This window comes from Halioglobus japonicus, assembly GCF_001983995.1.
GTDB classification, from domain to species: domain Bacteria; phylum Pseudomonadota; class Gammaproteobacteria; order Pseudomonadales; family Halieaceae; genus Halioglobus; species Halioglobus japonicus.
This window is the reverse complement of the sequence record NZ_CP019450.1, coordinates 3,817,700-3,833,832: the sequence shown is the minus strand read 5'-3', so window position 1 is coordinate 3,833,832 and position 16,133 is coordinate 3,817,700. Positions and strand designations below refer to the sequence as shown.

At 57.9% G+C, this 16,133-nt stretch carries 13 protein-coding genes and 2 pseudogenes; 6 read left to right on the top strand and 9 right to left on the bottom strand.

The genetic code is table 11. From position 1 onward, the window contains the following. Positions 1-347 precede the first annotated feature (347 nt). From BST95_RS18055 to BST95_RS18040, 4 genes and pseudogenes are all read right to left on the bottom strand, one after another. Complete coding sequence (locus tag BST95_RS18055) at positions 348-593, bottom strand: hypothetical protein (RefSeq protein WP_084200819.1); 246 nt, start codon at positions 591-593, stop codon at positions 348-350. Positions 594-745: 152 nt separating this feature from the next. Continuing rightward, positions 746-2,418 (bottom strand): annotated as a pseudogene (locus BST95_RS21180) (peptidase domain-containing ABC transporter). Continuing rightward, a pseudogene (locus BST95_RS21450) lies at positions 2,416-2,832 on the bottom strand (cysteine peptidase family C39 domain-containing protein); the annotation flags it as partial. The pseudogenes BST95_RS21450 and BST95_RS21180, both read right to left, overlap by 3 nt. A 2-nt stretch (positions 2,833-2,834) precedes the next feature. After that, positions 2,835-4,082, bottom strand: a complete 1,248-nt coding sequence (locus BST95_RS18040) for an HlyD family secretion protein (protein ID WP_084200816.1) — start codon at positions 4,080-4,082, stop codon at positions 2,835-2,837. 448 nt (positions 4,083-4,530) lie between these two features. Here BST95_RS18040 and BST95_RS18030 point away from each other — a divergent pair, with 448 nt between their 5' ends. Continuing rightward, positions 4,531-4,710, top strand: a complete 180-nt coding sequence (locus BST95_RS18030; protein WP_084200814.1) for a hypothetical protein — start codon at positions 4,531-4,533, stop codon at positions 4,708-4,710. 4 nt (positions 4,711-4,714) lie between these two features. On the opposite strand, the gene BST95_RS18025 is transcribed toward BST95_RS18030, so the two are convergent. Both BST95_RS18025 and BST95_RS18020 read right to left on the bottom strand, forming a co-directional pair. Further along, the gene (locus BST95_RS18025) at positions 4,715-5,482 is read right to left on the bottom strand and encodes a queuosine precursor transporter (protein WP_084200813.1); all 768 of its coding nucleotides are present in this window, start codon (positions 5,480-5,482) and stop codon (positions 4,715-4,717) included. Continuing rightward, entirely contained in the window at positions 5,482-6,183 is a 702-nt protein-coding gene (locus BST95_RS18020; protein WP_084200812.1) for an SDR family NAD(P)-dependent oxidoreductase, read from the bottom strand. The genes BST95_RS18025 and BST95_RS18020 overlap by 1 nt, the downstream gene beginning before the upstream one ends. A 102-nt stretch (positions 6,184-6,285) precedes the next feature. Here BST95_RS18020 and BST95_RS18015 point away from each other — a divergent pair, with 102 nt between their 5' ends. The 3 genes from BST95_RS18015 to BST95_RS18005 all read left to right on the top strand — a co-directional run bounded on the left by BST95_RS18015 (position 6,286) and on the right by BST95_RS18005 (position 8,001). Further along, the gene (locus tag BST95_RS18015) at positions 6,286-6,765 is read left to right on the top strand and encodes a 6-pyruvoyl trahydropterin synthase family protein (RefSeq protein ID WP_084200811.1); all 480 of its coding nucleotides are present in this window, start codon (positions 6,286-6,288) and stop codon (positions 6,763-6,765) included. A 173-nt stretch (positions 6,766-6,938) separates the two neighbouring features. After that, positions 6,939-7,556, top strand: coding sequence for an aquaporin Z (aqpZ, locus tag BST95_RS18010; protein WP_276205904.1), 618 nt, complete (start codon positions 6,939-6,941; stop codon positions 7,554-7,556). 13 nt (positions 7,557-7,569) lie between these two features. Continuing rightward, entirely contained in the window at positions 7,570-8,001 is a 432-nt protein-coding gene (locus BST95_RS18005; protein ID WP_084200810.1) for a hypothetical protein, read from the top strand. Between the two features lie 16 nt (positions 8,002-8,017). Here BST95_RS18005 and prlC read toward each other — a convergent pair whose 3' ends face one another. Genes prlC through BST95_RS17990 form a run of 3 tightly spaced genes read right to left on the bottom strand, consistent with a single transcriptional unit; the run spans position 8,018 to position 11,954 of the window. Next, on the bottom strand, positions 8,018-10,051 hold the full coding sequence (prlC, locus tag BST95_RS18000) for an oligopeptidase A (RefSeq protein WP_084200809.1): 2,034 nt from the start codon (positions 10,049-10,051) through the stop codon (positions 8,018-8,020). 56 nt (positions 10,052-10,107) lie between these two features. Next, entirely contained in the window at positions 10,108-10,635 is a 528-nt protein-coding gene (gene thpR / locus BST95_RS17995) for an RNA 2',3'-cyclic phosphodiesterase (RefSeq protein ID WP_084200808.1), read from the bottom strand. Beyond that, a complete protein-coding gene (locus BST95_RS17990) occupies positions 10,635-11,954 on the bottom strand; it encodes a DEAD/DEAH box helicase (protein WP_205737301.1) in 1,320 nt (439 codons plus the stop codon). The genes thpR and BST95_RS17990 overlap by 1 nt, the downstream gene beginning before the upstream one ends. 68 nt (positions 11,955-12,022) lie before the next feature. Here BST95_RS17990 and BST95_RS17985 point away from each other — a divergent pair, with 68 nt between their 5' ends. Next, positions 12,023-14,164, top strand: coding sequence for a cation:dicarboxylate symporter family transporter (locus BST95_RS17985; RefSeq protein ID WP_084200807.1), 2,142 nt, complete (start codon positions 12,023-12,025; stop codon positions 14,162-14,164). Positions 14,165-14,242: 78 nt separating this feature from the next. Beyond that, positions 14,243-16,123 (top strand): metallophosphoesterase, encoded by a 1,881-nt coding sequence (locus BST95_RS17980; RefSeq protein ID WP_084200806.1) that lies wholly within the window; start codon positions 14,243-14,245, stop codon positions 16,121-16,123. Positions 16,124-16,133 lie beyond the last annotated feature (10 nt).

Genomic DNA, 16,133 nt, shown 5'->3' with positions numbered 1-16,133 from the left:
TCAGTGGGAACCAGTGAGAAGTGATGAACTTGTGATAGATCGCGTAGACGAGTAGGAGGCCGAGCAGAAAGTGGCCCAGATAGTCCAACTCGAGTCGATAAGCCATCATCATCAGGCCTGCAAGCGCGAATGGCGCAACAATGGAACAGCCGAAGTTTGCCTCTATATTGGAATGGCAGTAGTCGCATCTCGCGCCATCTCTAATGGCTGCGATCTGAACCTTGCCAGATTCACATTCGGGGCACTGTCTTGTCGTTCTCACAGTCAACCTACCTGTTTGAGCTTCATTGATTCTAGTTCACAAAATTGAATGCCACGAACCCATTTAGGCTCGCGGCACAAAGCGGTTAGTTCGCTGTCGTTTCGTCTGCAGCTCTTTTGGTGCTCCCTCCTGAACCGCCGGCGAACTTCGCGGCATCGTAGATCGCATACACGGCGAGACCGCGGCTGACCAGAGCTGTTCCCAGTGAGCGTACGGCTGAGTTCATGGCCAGCGAAGCTCCGGCCACTACAATGGGGGCTATCCCGCCCGATACAGTCGAGATTTCCTCGTCGATTAATGGCCGGATGCTGTTCGTAAGATGAGTAGTCATTTTGTATTCCTTGATGAAATTGCCTTACGGTTATAGGTATAGGCGGGTTTGGTGCGAGTCCGTGGCCTCGCAGCCGACATTGAGTGAACAATCCACGGTTTGGTCCTCTTTTTGTGGCCTGTCTTTCGATTTTTTGCATGGCTGCCGAGGCTCTACAGTTTTATACGGCGGTCGACCGTTTCGATTGTTGATTCTCTGTGTGCCACGACGATTCGCGTCATTGGTAGTCGGGAAATGTTGTTCGATAATCTCTTTTCACAGCGCGCATCGAGATGGCTGGTTGCTTCATCCATGATGAGAATTTTCGGCAGTCGATAGAGTGCTCTGGCAATGCAGATGCGCTGTTTCTGACCGCCGCTAAGGCTGGTGCCCATGTCGCCGACCAGTGTGTTGTACTGCATGGGTAGCCTGGTAATGTCTTCGTGAACGCATGCGGATATTGCCGATTGAACGATGCGGTCCATGTCAGGCACATTGTCGAAGAAGCATATGTTGTCGGCGATGCTGCCGCTTAGCAATTGATCGTCCTGCATGACGCAGGCGATTTGCGCCCGGTAGTTATCGTGACTGAAGATATCCCGGTTGTTCCAAAGTACTCGCCCTGAAGTGGGGTGAATAAGGCCCGCAAGGCATTGCAGTAGTGTTGTTTTTCCGCATCCACTGGCCCCGGTAATCGCCACTGCCTCGCCGGGCTCGATAAGCAGATTTATGTCTTCGAACACCGGTTCTGAGGTGCCGTTGTAGGTGAAGGACAGCGATTCGATTTTGAGGCAATGGTCGAGGGCTTGTTGCTCAGCGGATGTGCTTATCAAGGGTGTCGGTCGCGGCTCTGCGGCGGTGAGTGCGATGTCGGCCAGACGATCCAGGTGGACATTGAGCATTCGCAGCGACATCCATTGCTCGATCAGGCTGCCTACGCCCTGCACGAAGCGTTGCGAATAAGCGATGAAGGCGTAGAGCATGCCTATCGTCATAAGATTCGCCATGACAAAACCGGCTGCGAGATAGACGAGTAGCAGCTGGCCCGCGCCGAAAAGTGCGGTATTGATTCCTGTGTGGAGAATACCCAGCTTCTGTGCGCCAATATCGGCGGCGATTGTTTTGGTCAGACGGTGCTGCCATTGCTGCACCCGTTCTGTTTCACATTGGTGCAGTTTCACAGGCGCTATTGCGCGCACCGACTCCATCAGAGAACTTTGCGCCACCGCGTCAGCCTGAATCGTCGCCTCGGTACGGCGGCGTATCGCCGGGAACAGTGCGATTCGGGTGCCCAGGTATAGCAGGGTGACCAAGAGTATCAGCAGCGTCAGCGGGGGCTGTAAATAAACATGGCTACCAGCGCAATTGTAGATAGCACGCCATCGACAACAATGGCGACCAAGCCCTCAGAGAGAAGTTGTCGTATTGCGCCCAATGAGCTGTATCGCGATACGATGTCCCCCAGGTGGCGCGAATGGAAGTAGTTAAGGGGCAGGCGCAGCAAGTGGTTGACCAGATTGGTAGCGAGCTGCAGGTTCAGTCTGCTGGATAGGTTCAGAACCAGCATGGCGCGTAGACTGCGGCTGATGACCTCGAACACGAGTAGAACTGCGAAGCCCAGAGCAAGTGCGCGCAGGAGGTCAATGTCCCGGCGTGGAATCGCTTCGTCGACTACAAACTGCAGATATAGCGGTGATGCCAGCAATACAATCTGCAGCATCAATGATAGCGTGATCACCGCGCCGAGGCTGCGTCCCAGGCCGTGAACACCTGTCCATAGGTCAGAGAGCCTGAGTTTGTGGCGATCCTGCAGGCGCTTGAAATCGATGGCAGGGGACAGTTCCATGGCGATGCCACTTACCGAAGTGAACAGTTCGTCATAAGAGCACAGCACCTTGCCCCGGGCAGGGTCGTGAATAACTGCTTGAGTTCCTTTCATGCCCCGGAGTACTACGAAGTGATTCATGTTCCAGTGCAACAGGCATGGCGTCTCCAGTTCCTTGATCACGTCCAACTCGAAGCGCAGCGCGCGTGGCATGAGATTTATCTGCCGGGCTATGTCCATCAATGTCTTCAGAGTGGTCCCCTGAAGCGATTGCGGAAAACGACAGCGCAGCGAGCGCAAATCGATATCATGGCCGAAATAGCGGCCCACCATGGCCAGGCAGGCGAGTCCGCATTCGGCTGCCTCAGCCTGATAAATCACCGGCAGCCCGCTCGAGAAGGCATTAGAGCCGCGGTCTGTGGCGAGTGCGGTCATGTTCACAGCAAACGCCCCTTGAGTGCATAGATCGGGGCAAGCAGCCACTCGAGCAAGGAACGCTCGCCAAGAATAATGATGGCATCCAGTGTCATGCCCGGAAGCAATGGAAGTCGATCCCCCTGGGCCTCCACTTCCTGATTGCGAAGGCTTACCGTTAACTGATACACCGGTTCAGCAAGGACTAGCGGATTGTTATCGATGTGGCTGGGAATCAGGGCCTGGCCAGAGAATTGCGTAATCTCGCCTTCGAATGAGCCAAATTTCTGGTGTGGAAACGCATGGTATTGCAGAGCAACGGACTGCCCTTTGCGTAGAAAGCCGGCGGCGCGAACCGGGACGAGTAACTTGGCTTCAAGGTGTTCGCTGGCGGTGATTCGCATCAGCGGGCCTGTTATCCCTGCGACCTGTGCGCCACGCCTTGCCTGGAGGTTGCTGACTGTGCCCTTCCGGGGCGCGGTAACGGTGAAGTGACCATCAGCTTCGAGTTGGGAGATCGATTGCAATACCTGGCTAATCTGAAAATCCAGCGCGGCGATGGATTCTTCGATGTCATTAGGCAGTAGTTCGAGTTCGCTTTGCTGTATCACTATGCGCGATGCCAGGGCCCGCTCACGCTGCCGAAGCGCGGCAAGTTCCCTGACGCCAGTCAGATGACGCAGGTCGGCATTGTCAGCGCTGTGCAGGGGTAGGTGCCCGGCTTGAGCAAGAGCGCGCGCATCTCGCCCTCTTGATTGCAGAATATCGACCTCTGCGCTCGCAGCGAGAATTTGTTCAGCGAGGTAATCAAGCTCCTGTTCGGACTGTGACAGGGAATTTCGAGCGCGCTGAGCCAAATGGGTGAATCGCGATTGCGTTAACTCACGACGATTGATTAGCGATGCATGCTGCTCCCAGAATTGGTCGAGAAGGCTCTCTTCCATCACTACGCCAGAAGTCATTGTGCGTGCGCGGCGCAGTGAGAGCAGAGGCTGTCCTGGGGCGACATGCTGCTCGTCGCGAACGTGAATCTCGGCAATAGTGGCGTCGGCGGGCGCGGTGATATCGATGGAACCCTGTACCGGCTGCAGCCATCCCTGCACGATCTCACGGCTGGCGTAGCGGCCATTCATCAGGAGTGTGATGGTCAGCAAAAACCAGCCGAGTAGAAGGGCTGTACACACCAAATGTGGTACTCGAGGCATGAGCAGAACCTCGCCGTAGAGCCGCTGGCGCTGGGCGTCCAGCGCTTGCTGTCGAAAAAGTTGCATCGCTCACACATCCTTGTGTTGCCTGCAGTCCGTGAGCATCAGGTTAGGCTCGCCGGGCCCGAATCGCAATTACGCTGAACTGCCAATTTCGGTCGATTCGGCTCTATCATCTATCTGAAGTGTTAAGTTCGAGCCACCGGGTCGACTTTCGGTTGTTACCGAAATTGTGGAGAGAACTGCGATCTGGTGCTACTCATAGACAACACCTATGGATGGGAGAGTGAGTCGAGCACCACGGCCTTTCCTTGGAGGTAGAGATACAAGAGCATGGAAGGAGTTTGCTATACGCGGCCTGTATCGGACTGGGACTGTTGTTTGCCTACCAAGATGGGTCTGATCTATATGGGCTTATAGTCGGCGCGATGGTTGGCGTTGGTCTGGTGGTCGCGCTCTTGTCAGTGCAGATATTGGTACAGCTGAATAAGAACAGCGAGACGGATGAATAGCAATGCCAAGAACCAAAGGCCAGAAACTCGCCATAGCCCTGCCGTTGATAGTGGTGCTGTGCTCAGCATGGATCGTCGCCGGAGACTGGCTCACCCGCGGCACCCTGAATACGTCTTATCTTATTATGGGGGCTATTGCCCTGGTCCTGCTCTGGATCAAGATCCGCGAAACCAGGGAATAGCGACTCAGACGTGGGTGGCTGTCTCACCCGGTTCCAGTACCAGATACCTGCGCAGATAGTGAACGCCCAGGTAGAACGGCCCAGTGTCGATCAAGGCGACGGTCGCTTTGAAGATGTAGTTGCTCGCCACCAGTACGATCATCATTTTGAAGGTGAGTTCGTCGCGCAGGAAGGCGGCGCCGAAGGTCACAGTAATCACCATAACCGAATCCACCATCTGGCTCATCAGTGTGGAGAAGTTGTTGCGAACCCACAGATATTTGCCCTTGGTGACGCGCTTCCAGAAGTGGAACAGCTGCACGTCGCAGTACTGCGCTGCGATATAGGCGAGCATGGATGCAAACACCGCGCCGGAGGTGGTGGCATAGATCAACTGATATAGCCCCACGGTTTGCTCCACCGTATCTCCGTTGGGCAGGTGTACGGGTGCAGCCAGTTGCAGGATCTGCCAGGGCGGCATCTGGTCGGCGGGTACTGAAGGCAGCGCGTTGCCCAGCAGCAATACACCCAGAATCATGAAGTTCAGTCCCAGCCCTACTGTGACCAGGAAGTTGGCGCGCTTGCGTCCATACAGCTCGCAGATCAGGTCTGTGCAGAGGAACGTCAGGGGGTAGGGCAGCACACCTACCGCGAGTGCCATCGGGCCCAATTGTACAAATCGGGTAATGCCGATGATATTCAGCAGCGTCATGGCGCATAGGAATGTTCCTGCCAGCACCAGGAAAACGCGTTCGCGGCGCTCGTTAAGTTGCCCGCTGGTCAATTCGCTCATCAGGATTCTTTCTGGCCGAGGTTAGCGTGGAGCACTGCACCGTTGATCACGGGGTTAGCGTGCGCCCAGTTAAGTAGCGCGGCGATCTCCGTGGGATCAATTAGCCTGCCAAAGCTGTTCATGCTGCCGATAGCCTGCTCTGTTTCGGGATCGGTGCCAATGTGGGTCCTAAGCATCTCGGTGTCAGTAAAGCCGGGGCAGACCAGCGCGGTGTGTATACCGCGACCCATGAGGTCCTGGCAGGTGGCGCGCATCATGCCCAATTGAGCGTGTTTACTGATGACGTAACTAAAGGAGCCTGATACGGCTTTCTCGGAGAGTGTCGAGCCAACATATAACAGGCTGGACCCTTCTGGCATGATCGGTAGCAGCGCCTGGTTGAGGCTGTTGATAGCCACCACATTGGTGTCCAGTACGGCGGCCAGGCTGTCACTGGCACAGTCGTCGGCGGCGTCTTTGCGCATCTGGCTGGCGTTGTGAATGAGGGTTATGCACTCGGCTCCCGCCAGGGCGGAGGTCAGCTCATTGCAGGCCGCTTCGATGGAGGCGATGTCAGCGAGGTCGCAACTGATATTGTTGACCCCGTCCAGCGGGCAGGCCCGGCGCGAGAGGTTGTATACCTGGTAGTCCTGTTCCAGAAACAGTCGCGCTGTTTCCCTGCCAATACCTACACTGGCACCAGTGATAATTGCTGCCTTCATAAATCCGCCGTTGTTTTGATTGCGTAAAAGAGTCGATGATTTTAACCGGAGCGTCAAGCGAGCCCGGTTGCGCTCTACATACGCACGCACCACAATGGACGGATGACCAGAACAACAACCCTGCATATCGACAAGGAGAGCCACAAGTTCTCTGCGGCCCATTACACGATCTTCTCCGCTACGGAGCGAGAGCGGCTGCACGGCCACAATTACTCCGTGTCGGCCCGAATTGTCGCCCCAATGGGCGACAATGGCTTTGCCGCTGACTACAACGTATACAAGCGCCGTATTGCCTCGCTCTGTGAAAAATTGGATGAGTACATGATTCTCGCCGCCGATTCGCCCTATCAGGAGATCGAGGAGCAGGGCGAAAACTATCGGGTCCGATTCAACGGCGAGGAAATGAGCTTTCTAAAGTGTGACAGCCTGCTGCTACCCCTGCGCAATGCCACCGTCGAGGAATTTTCCCACTACCTCTTGCAGCAGCTGCTCGCAGAGTGTGCAGACGATGGTCTGGTGGAACTCGAGGTGTGGGTGGCCTCCGGGCCGGGGCAGCGGGCCAGCGCCCTGTGGAGGCAATAGGCCGCGGATCTCCCTGTGCCGCACAGCTGTGCTAATCTGTTTGTGAACACCGAATACCTGTAACGCCCGCAAGGCGACAATAAGAAAGGAGTGGTGAAAATGAGCATGAGCAAGAAACTGGGCGCCGAGTTCATCGGTACCTTCTGGCTGGTTCTGGGGGGTGTGGCAGTGCGGTGCTGGCCGCCGGTGCCCCTGAAGTCGGTATTGGCTGGCTGGGTGTCTCCCTGGCCTTTGGTCTCACGGTATTGACGATGGCCTTTGCCATCGGCCACATATCCGGTTGTCACCTGAATCCCGCTGTGTCGGTCGGCCTGTTGGTCGGCGGGCGCTTCCCCGCGAATGAATTGGTGCCTTATATCATCGCCCAGGTCCTCGGCGGCCTTGTCGCCGGTGGCGTGCTATACGTCATCGCCAGCGGCGTGGCTGGCTTCGAGACAGCAGGATTTGCCTCCAATGGCTATGGTGAGCATTCACCGGGTGGCTACAGCCTGACCGCCGCGCTGGTCTGTGAGGTGGTGATGACCTTCATGTTCCTGATTATTATTCTGGGTGCCACGGATGAGCGCGCTCCGGCGGGCCTGGCCCCGATTGCGATTGGTCTGGGCCTGACGCTCATTCACCTGATCAGCATTCCGGTCACCAATACCTCGGTGAATCCTGCGCGCTCTACCGGCGTTGCCCTGTATGAAGGCGGCTGGGCGATCAGCCAGCTGTGGCTGTTCTGGATAGCGCCGATTGTCGGTGCTGCGCTGGCCGGTATTGTCTACAAGTGGCTGGGCAGCGAAGACTGAAGGAGCAGGCAGGTTGGCCAGCGCCACCGACGCGAGGCTGAAGGTTTACCAGGCGACAGCACTGTTCAGCGTGCTGTTTGCTCTGGTGGGTTTCTCCTACAACGTCTGGCGGCTGGAGGTTACCGAGCACAACAATAATGTGCGTGAGGCCTCCTTCGAGTTACTGCTGCAGCTGGCCGAACTGGAACAAGTGGTTTATGCCGCTCACTACGATCGTGATCTGGATCGGGGCAGCCCCCGGGACGGTTGGGTCAAGGTAGGGTTGATTAACGATCTGAGCGGCAGCTGCAGCGAGGCCGTGGTGGCCTCTGCCGCAGCGCTTAAATCGGTGTGGAGCGCGAACTGGGCTGAGGTGGCCGAGGAGCGCACCGCGGCCGATGCGGTTGTCGCCGCCATCGATGGGGTGCGAGCCGAGGTGAGGGCGGTGCTGGCGGATTTAAACTAAGCCAGCAGGCGCTTCCTCAGGCCGCAATGCCGCTGTGCCTCAGCAGTGGTTCAATGCTCGGTTCGCGGCCGCGGAAGGCAATAAACGCCGCCATGGGTTCCTTGGAACCGCCGACCTCCAGCACCTCTTGCAAAAAAGACAAGCCGGTGTCGGCATTGAAAATACCTTCTTCCTCAAACCGTGAGAACGCGTCTGCGGAGAGCACTTCGGCCCACTTGTAGCTGTAGTAGCCCGCGGCATAACCGCCGGCGAAAATGTGCGAGAAGCTGTTCTGAAAGCGATTGAACCCGGGGATCGGCATCACGGCGACTTCGCTGCGTACAGCGTCGAGTATCTTTTGTACGTCAGTGCTATCGCCGCCTTTCCAGGTCATGTGCAGCAGGAAATCAAACAGAGCAAACTCGAGCTGGCGAACCATCATCATGGCGCTTTGGAAGTTCTTTGCTGCCAGCATTTTGTCGAGCAAGGCCTGCGGTAGCGGCTCGCCGGTTTCATGGTGGCCGGAAATAAATGCCAGCGCCCCGGGCTCCCAGCACCAGTTCTCTAGAAATTGCGACGGTAGTTCCACCGCGTCCCAGGGCACGCCGTGAACGCCGCTGACGGCCGCCACAGTCTGCTGGGTCAGCATGTGGTGCACGCCGTGACCGAATTCGTGGAACAGGGTGGTCAGCTCATTGTGGGTAAGCAGCGCCGGCGCATCCCCCACCGGCGGCGTGAAGTTGCAAACCAGGAAGGCCACGGGAAGCTGGATGCTGTCGCCCGCCATTCGGCGGGGGCTGAAGCCGTCCATCCATGCGCCACCGCGCTTGTGGGCGCGGGCATACAAATCCAGATAGAAACGGGCGATCACCTCGTCGTCGCGCATTATTTCGTAGAGCTGTACGTCGGGGTGGTAGCTGTCGAAGTCGGCGACCTCGCGAATAGTGACGCCCCACAGACGCTTTGCCACTTCGAATAATCCGGGCAGTACTCGATTCACGGGTAGGTAGGGGCGAATGTCTTCCTGGGAGACTTCGTAGCGCGCCTGTTTGAGCTTCTCACTGTAGTAGCCCACGTCCCAGGCATTCAGGGTGGCCACGCCGTGCTCTTCACGGGCATAGGCCTCCAGCTCATTGAACTCAGCCTGTGCCTGGGGCCGAGATTTAGCCGCCAGCTCACGCAGGAAGGCCACGACCTGGTCGGGGTCATCAGCCATTTTGGTGGCCAGTGACAGCGCGGCGTAGCTATCGAAATCGAGGATCTCGGCAAGTTCCCGGCGCAGGTCGAGAATTTCCACGATGGTGGTGGCGTTGTCGAACTGGCCGGAGTGGGGGCCCAGTTCCGATGCACGTGTGGCGTTCGCCTCGTAAACTTCGCGGCGAAGCTCGGCATTGTCGCAGAACGTCAGTACCGGAAAGTATGAAGGGAACTCCAGGGTGATCAGATAGCCATCGAGGCCTTTTTGCTCGGCGGCCTGCCGAGCTACCGCCAGGGCGCTGTCGGGCAAACCTGCCAGCTCTTCCTCAGTGGCCTGGCGCGACCAGGCATTGGTCGCGTCGAGCACGTTCTCGCCAAACTTGGCCCCCAGCTCAGACAGTCGCGCCTTGAGCTCGCCGTAGCGCTGTTTCCGATCCTCTGGCAGCGCGACCCCTGCCAGTTTGAAGTCGCGCAGGGCGTGGTCCAGCGCTGTTCTTGCACCGGCATCCAGCGCGGCGTAGTCGTGGCTGTTGGCGATGCTCTGGTACGCCTGATAAAGGGATTGGTGTTGGCCGCTCCAGGTGCTGTAAGCGGAGAGTAGCGGCAGACAGGCGTTATAGGCATCGCGCAACTCGTCAGAGTTGCGCACGTGGTTCAGGTGCGACACGGGTGACCAGGCGCTGGCGAGCTCCTCATCCATGGCCTCGATAGCGCCCGGGAGATCGTCCCAGCTGAATGTGTCGCTGTTGGTGAGCAGGGTATCGATGTCGCGTTTGTTGCGCTCAATCAGGCCTTCAATCCTGGCCTTGATCTGGTCTACGTCAATCGTGGAGAAAGTGGGCAGCTTTTTGGCGGCCGTTGCTGGATACGTCATGGCGGGTTGTCCAATAGGCGGTGGTATCTGTTTACTGTGGGGGGTGTCCCGACCTTTTACAAGGGCAGCGCCCAGCTGGCCAGAGGGTGATAGCTGACGCCCTGACGTCCCTGGCGGGATTCGTAAAGGCTGAAGTGATCGCAGGTCATTGGCAGTGCTGGCGGCTGCGCCGGTGCGGAGGGTGGTGTATCGCAGCTGCGATAGAGGGTGACATGGGGCTGGTAGTTGTTCCGTTCGCGCCGGCCTCCCTCACTGACGCCAATGTGATTGAGTCGCTTGGCGAGGGCAGGGAGGTGGTCGGGCCAGCGGCTGGGCCCCAGCCAGCAGATGCGCGGCTTTGACCAGTAGCCGATGTTGTCCAGGGTGAGGGTGAGCCCTGCCGGATTCAACTGGTCAACACAGCTGTCAACCGCATCACACAGTCGCTCCAGGCGCCGCTGGTCCAGCTCACCCAGGAAAGCGAGGGTAATATGAAAATTCGCCGCCGGCACCGCGCGTCCATCCACGGGCAGGCTGCGGTCACGCCAATCGGCTATGGCCCGGGCTTCCCCGGGAAGCGGTTCCAGCCCGAAGAACAGCCGCATTAATCGTCGCTTTTCTTTTTCTTCATCAGGGGCGCAAAACCATCGTTGCTGAGCTGCTTGTTGCTGGGCTTGCCCTTGGCTTTCTGGTTGCGTGCGCGCGATTTCGCCTTGGCGGCCGGTTTCTTGGTTTTCTTTTTGCTACCGCTGGCCTTGCCGGACGACTTGGTCTTCTTGGGGCCCGAGTACTTGGCCTTCAGTCCAGGCAGGGCGCGTTTTTCGAATTCAGTCTTTAGGTAGCGCTGAATGCTGATCATCAGGTTCCATTCGTTGGCGGCCACCAGCGACACCGCGAGGCCATCGGCACCGGCGCGGCCGGTCCTGCCGGTGCGGTGCAGGTAGTCATCGCCGGACCGGGGCAGGTCGTAGTTCACCACCAGGTCGATGTCCTTTACGTCGAGACCGCGGGCGGCAACGTCCGAAGCGCTGATAATGTCAATTTTGCTGTCGCGATACTGCGTCAGAACATGCTTGCGCTCCTCGGTGCTGAGATCGCCGTGGAGCGAGCCACAGCGCAGGTCGTTGTGGCTCAGCAGGCCCGCGAGGCGCTCTGCTGTCACCCTCTTGTTGGCGAAGACCAGCGCGCGGGTAAAGCCACCTTTCTGCATCAAGGCCACCAGCAGTTTGTCCTTGTGCTCCTGGCTGTCTGCCAGAATGCGCTGGTGGTGAATACTGCTGTGGGGCGCCCGGATTTCGTTAATTGCGATGGTTTGCGGCTTGTTGAGCAGTTCGCGGGTGACTACCGCGAGGCCCTTGTGTTTGAGGGTGGCCGATAACAGGATGACTTGGCGCTTGTCGCCGCAGTACTTGGCGACATCCAGTACTTCCTCGCGAAAGCCCATGTCGAGCATGCGGTCGGCCTCATCCAGAATCAGGGTCTGCAGCGACGCGAGATCGGCACTGCCCTTTTCGCAGTGCTCCAGAAGCCGGCCCGGTGTCGCAATAATGACTTCCGGGTTTTTGCGCAGCAGGGCTTTCTGATACTTGAAATCGGCGCCGCCGGTAATCGCCTGTGCCGACAGTTGGGTCTTGGTCATCAGGTCGCGGCAATTTTTGAGCACCTGGCGCGCCAGTTCCCGGGTGGGTACCAGAATCACCGCCAGGGCGCCGGCATTGCGATCGGGCTTACTGGTGAGAATGCGCTGCAGTGCTGGCAGCAGGTAGGCGAGGGTTTTGCCGCTGCCTGTTTCCGCGGTCACCCGCAGATCGCCACCTTCCAGGGCAGCGGGCACCACGGCCTGTTGCACCTCGGTGGCCTCGTCGAATCCCAGTTCAGCCATGCTCAGGCGCAGGCCGCGATCCAGTTCTAGTTGTTCCAGCACGGGCGCTGTCTCCCACAAATCATCATCTGCTATTATCGGCGACTATCTAGGGGAATAACAGCACAGCTATGACACTGTCGGGAAGAATACTGGTTGGCCTGCTGGCAGGAGTTGCCACAGGCCTGTTCTTTGGAGAGATGGTGGCGTGGTTCAAGGTTGTTGGCGATGTATTTGTCCAGCTGCTGCAGATTACCGTTCTGCCCTATATCGTGGCTTCGCTGATCGCCGGTATTGGCCATATGAGTATGGCTCACGCGCGCAACCTGGCCTGGCGCGGTGCAGTGGTGCTGTTGTTTATCTGGGCAATGGCCCTGGCCCTCATTTTCTGTGCAGCGCTGGCCTTCCCAGATGTCGATACAGCCTCCTTCTTTGGCAGTTCCACGCCCATGGTGGTGGAGCAGGCCAATCTGTTGGAACTCTATCTGCCGGCCAATATTTTCTACTCCCTGTCGAACAATCTGGTCCCCGCGGTGGTGTTGTTCAGTATTCTGGTTGGGGTGGCGTTGATCACCATCGACGAGAAAGAAGGCATTCTCAAGGTATTCGATGCGGTCGCCGCTGCCATGGCCCGTATCAACCAGCTGATGGTGCAGCTTACGCCGCTGGGTATCTTTGCCATTGCCGCGGCTGCGGCCGGCACCATGACGATCGATGAAGTGGGGCGTGTACAGGTGTACCTGGTCACGTATATCGCCCTGGCATTGCTCATTACCTTCTGGATGTTCCCCGGTCTGATCGCCGCCATGAGTGGCATACCCTTCAAGGAAGTCTTCAATACCTTCCGCGACCCTCTGGTGACAGCATTTGCCACAGGCAATCAGTTTGTGGTGCTGCCACAGATCGCCGAGAACTGTAAAGAGTTGCTCAAGCGCCATGGCGAGGACAGTGAGGAGTCCCATTCCGCGGTGGATATTCTGGTGCCGGTGTCGTTCAACTTTCCGTCGCTGGGCAAGTTGCTGGTGTTGCTGTTTGTGTTGTTCTCAGCCTGGTTTACCGACACTGCTCTGGATATGGGCGACCGGGCTTCGCTGGCATTTGGCGGGTTGCTGAGCCTGTTCGGCAGTATTAACGTGGCTGTGCCCTACATGCTCAATTCACTGCAGATTCCGGCGGATATGTTCCAGTTGTTCCTGGTCACGGGCATTGTCGTGGGTAGGTTCGGAGCGATGCTGGCGGCGCTGCATATTATTGTCATCTCCGTCATCGGCAGCCTGGCCCTGGTTGGCAGGTTGCGGGTCTCGCTGCGCTCTATGGTGCGCTATCTGGGGCTCTCTGTTGCGGCTATGGTGCTGATGATTGGCGGCCTGCGCCTGTACTTTGACCATTTCGTGCCGCCGCCACCGCCGCGCGATGAGGTGCTGGCCAATGTTTCGCTGGCGAACGAGTGGCTGCCGTTCACCGTGCATACCGAGCTGCCCGAGCCTGACTTTACCCGCCTCGAGGGAACGCGCCTGGATCATATTTTTGACACGGGTGTGCTGCGGGTGGGCTATCGCCCGGAAAATCTGCCCTGTAGCTTTATCACCCCGGACGGTGAACTGGTGGGCTTTGATGTCGAGATGGCCCAGTACCTCGCCATCGACCTCGGGGTCGCCCTCGAGTTCGTGCCGTTCTCGTTTGAAGAGCTCAAGCCCATGCTCGATTCGGGCCAGATTGATGTGGCTATGTCATGCATCGCCAGTCTGCCGGACCGCTTTGCCATGGCCAGCTTTACCCGGGCCTACCTGGAGCTGCGGCTGGGTTTTGTCACCCTGGATCACCAGCGCCAGATGTTTGAAGATCTGTACACCCTGCGCGCTCAGGGGCCTCTGCGGGTGGCGTTGATTCAGACCCACTATCACGAAGAGCGGCTCAAGCACCTGATTCCGGAAGCCGATATTGTCAGTCTGGAATCGGCCGAGGAGTTTTTCATCGATACCAGTCATGGGGCGGATGCCCTGGTGCTCTCTGTGGAAGAGGGTTCTGCCTATGCTTACCGCTACCCCCAATACACGGTAATCGAGCCGCCCGTGCAAATTGGCTATCCCGCTGCCTATGCGGTACCCAAGGGCGATATCGAGACCATGGAGTTTCTCAATAACTGGATTGAGCTCAAGCGCATGGAAGGCACCATCGACGCCATGTACAACTACTGGATGCTGGGTGGCGCTGCTCAATCCCGTGAGCCGCGCTGGTCGATTATTCGCAACGTTCTGGGTTGGGTTGACTAAGCCTGCTGCCGGCGTGCCAATTCCTGGAATTGGCACTACACTTCTTCGAGCAATCTGACTTCAACTAGGGACGTTTTCATGCTTTCTCGTATTCTGTGTTTGTTGTTCGCTTTTGGATTGGCGCAGGCCGCGCATACTGCCGACTATGACATCAAGACAGATTCCCGTGTGGTGGCGTTTGGCGATGTCCATGGCGCCTACGACGACTGGATACAACTGCTACAGGAAGTAGGCGTCATCGACGCACAGCTGAACTGGACGGGCGGCAATACGCACCTGGTATCCGTGGGCGACCTGATTGATCGCGGCCCGGGTTCGCGTGAGGTCGTGGAACTGATGATCAAGCTGGAATCACAGGCCAGGCAGGCCGGTGGTGCTGTCCACATGGTACTCGGTAACCACGAAGTCATGGTGCTCACCGGCAAGCTCAACTACGTCTCGGCGGCGGAGTTTGCAGCCTTCGCCGAGGACGAGACAGCGGCAGAGCGCGACGCGCTCTTTGGCCAGTACCAGCAATTCAATCCCCAGGCCGATCGCGCCAGTTTCGACGAGGCGATGCCACCGGGGTACATCGGTCTGCGCAAAGCCTATGCCACAGATGGCAAGCTCGGGGCGTGGTTGTCTCGTCAGCCGTTTGCCGTGAAAGTGAATGACAAGCTGTATATGCATGGCGGTATTGCGTCAAATATCACCGACATGGACCTCAAGGAATTGAACTTCAAGTTACAGGGTGAACTGCAGGGCTATCTGGCGGCCATAGATGCGCTGCGCAAGGCCGGGCAATTGCCGCTGTTTGTCAGTCGCGACGACAGCCTGACGTTTATCAACACCCAGGTAGAGGCGTATTCCGCCGCCAACCCGCGCTCCCGGCCCAAATGGTTTGAAGATGTGCGAGTCGCATTCGCCGCCCAGGAGTACCTGGTGTTTGATCCCTTTAATGCGCCTACCTGGTATCGCGGCACCAGCCGTTGCCACCCTCTGTCGGAGTCGTACAACGTCGAGAAATTTCTCAAGAAAGTCGGGGCCCGGCAGGTGGTTGTCGGCCACGATCCCAATCCCGGTACGGCGATCTCGCGGATGGATGGCCTGGTGATCAGGCTCGATACGGGTATGTACCGGCCGGTTTACCGCGGGCTGGCATCTGCCTTCATTTCCAATGATGGCCCCGATTACGTGCATTACCTCGGGGCGTCGGAACGCGCCGAAGTCGCCGAGGAGAACACCAGCCTTTCGCAGCGCCTGTCGGCGATGAGTGATGCCCAGGTGGAGGATTTTATGCGCACCGCCCCGGTCACCAATGTTGAGGAGATTGGTACCGGCGTCACCAACCCCTGGCGTGTGACCCAGGTGCGCGATGGCGTTACCAACGATGCGGTGTTCAAGTACGAGGACACACACCCGGGCATGGAGAACGCGAAGAAATTTATCAGCCGGCGCTATAACGACAGCGATCGCTACCAGTACGATGTGGCTGCCTACAAGCTGGATCGGATGTTGGGCATGGAAATGGTGCCGGCGTCTGTGATCACCGAGGTAGAGGGCAAGGAGGGTGCTTCCTCTGATTGGGTAACAGGTTCAATCAACGAGCGGGACCGTCTCGAACTCGACATGCCTTTTGACAGCTTTTGTAAGCAGTGGGAACAGTACCGGATGCGGTTTGTGTTCGACATCCTTACCCATAATACCGATCGCAACCTCACCAATATTCTCTGGGACAAGCGGTCGTTCATGCTGCGATTCATCGATCATAGCCTGGCCTTCCGCACTTCCGATCGTCGCCCCAAGCAATACGCCAAAGTGGATCTGGAAGTCTCTGACCTGCTTGCCGGACGCCTGCAAAGCCTGAACATGGACAACCTGACCCAGGAGTTGCGTCCCTATCTGCACCCGCGTCAGATTGAAGCCATTCTCAAGCGGCGCGACCGCATCCTCAAGGAAGCTGAGCGCACCGGCGACTAAGGGCCCCTTG

Coding starts and splice junctions, on each gene's coding strand:
- BST95_RS18055 (WP_084200819.1), bottom strand. CDS start 593: ATGACTACTCATCTTACGAACAGCATCCGGCCATTAATCGACGAGGAA.
- BST95_RS18040 (WP_084200816.1), bottom strand. CDS start 4,082: ATGCAACTTTTTCGACAGCAAGCGCTGGACGCCCAGCGCCAGCGGCTC.
- BST95_RS18030 (WP_084200814.1), top strand. CDS start 4,531: ATGCCAAGAACCAAAGGCCAGAAACTCGCCATAGCCCTGCCGTTGATA.
- BST95_RS18025 (WP_084200813.1), bottom strand. CDS start 5,482: ATGAGCGAATTGACCAGCGGGCAACTTAACGAGCGCCGCGAACGCGTT.
- BST95_RS18020 (WP_084200812.1), bottom strand. CDS start 6,183: ATGAAGGCAGCAATTATCACTGGTGCCAGTGTAGGTATTGGCAGGGAA.
- BST95_RS18015 (WP_084200811.1), top strand. CDS start 6,286: ATGACCAGAACAACAACCCTGCATATCGACAAGGAGAGCCACAAGTTC.
- prlC (WP_084200809.1), bottom strand. CDS start 10,051: ATGACGTATCCAGCAACGGCCGCCAAAAAGCTGCCCACTTTCTCCACG.
- thpR (WP_084200808.1), bottom strand. CDS start 10,635: ATGCGGCTGTTCTTCGGGCTGGAACCGCTTCCCGGGGAAGCCCGGGCC.
- BST95_RS17985 (WP_084200807.1), top strand. CDS start 12,023: ATGACACTGTCGGGAAGAATACTGGTTGGCCTGCTGGCAGGAGTTGCC.
- BST95_RS17980 (WP_084200806.1), top strand. CDS start 14,243: ATGCTTTCTCGTATTCTGTGTTTGTTGTTCGCTTTTGGATTGGCGCAG.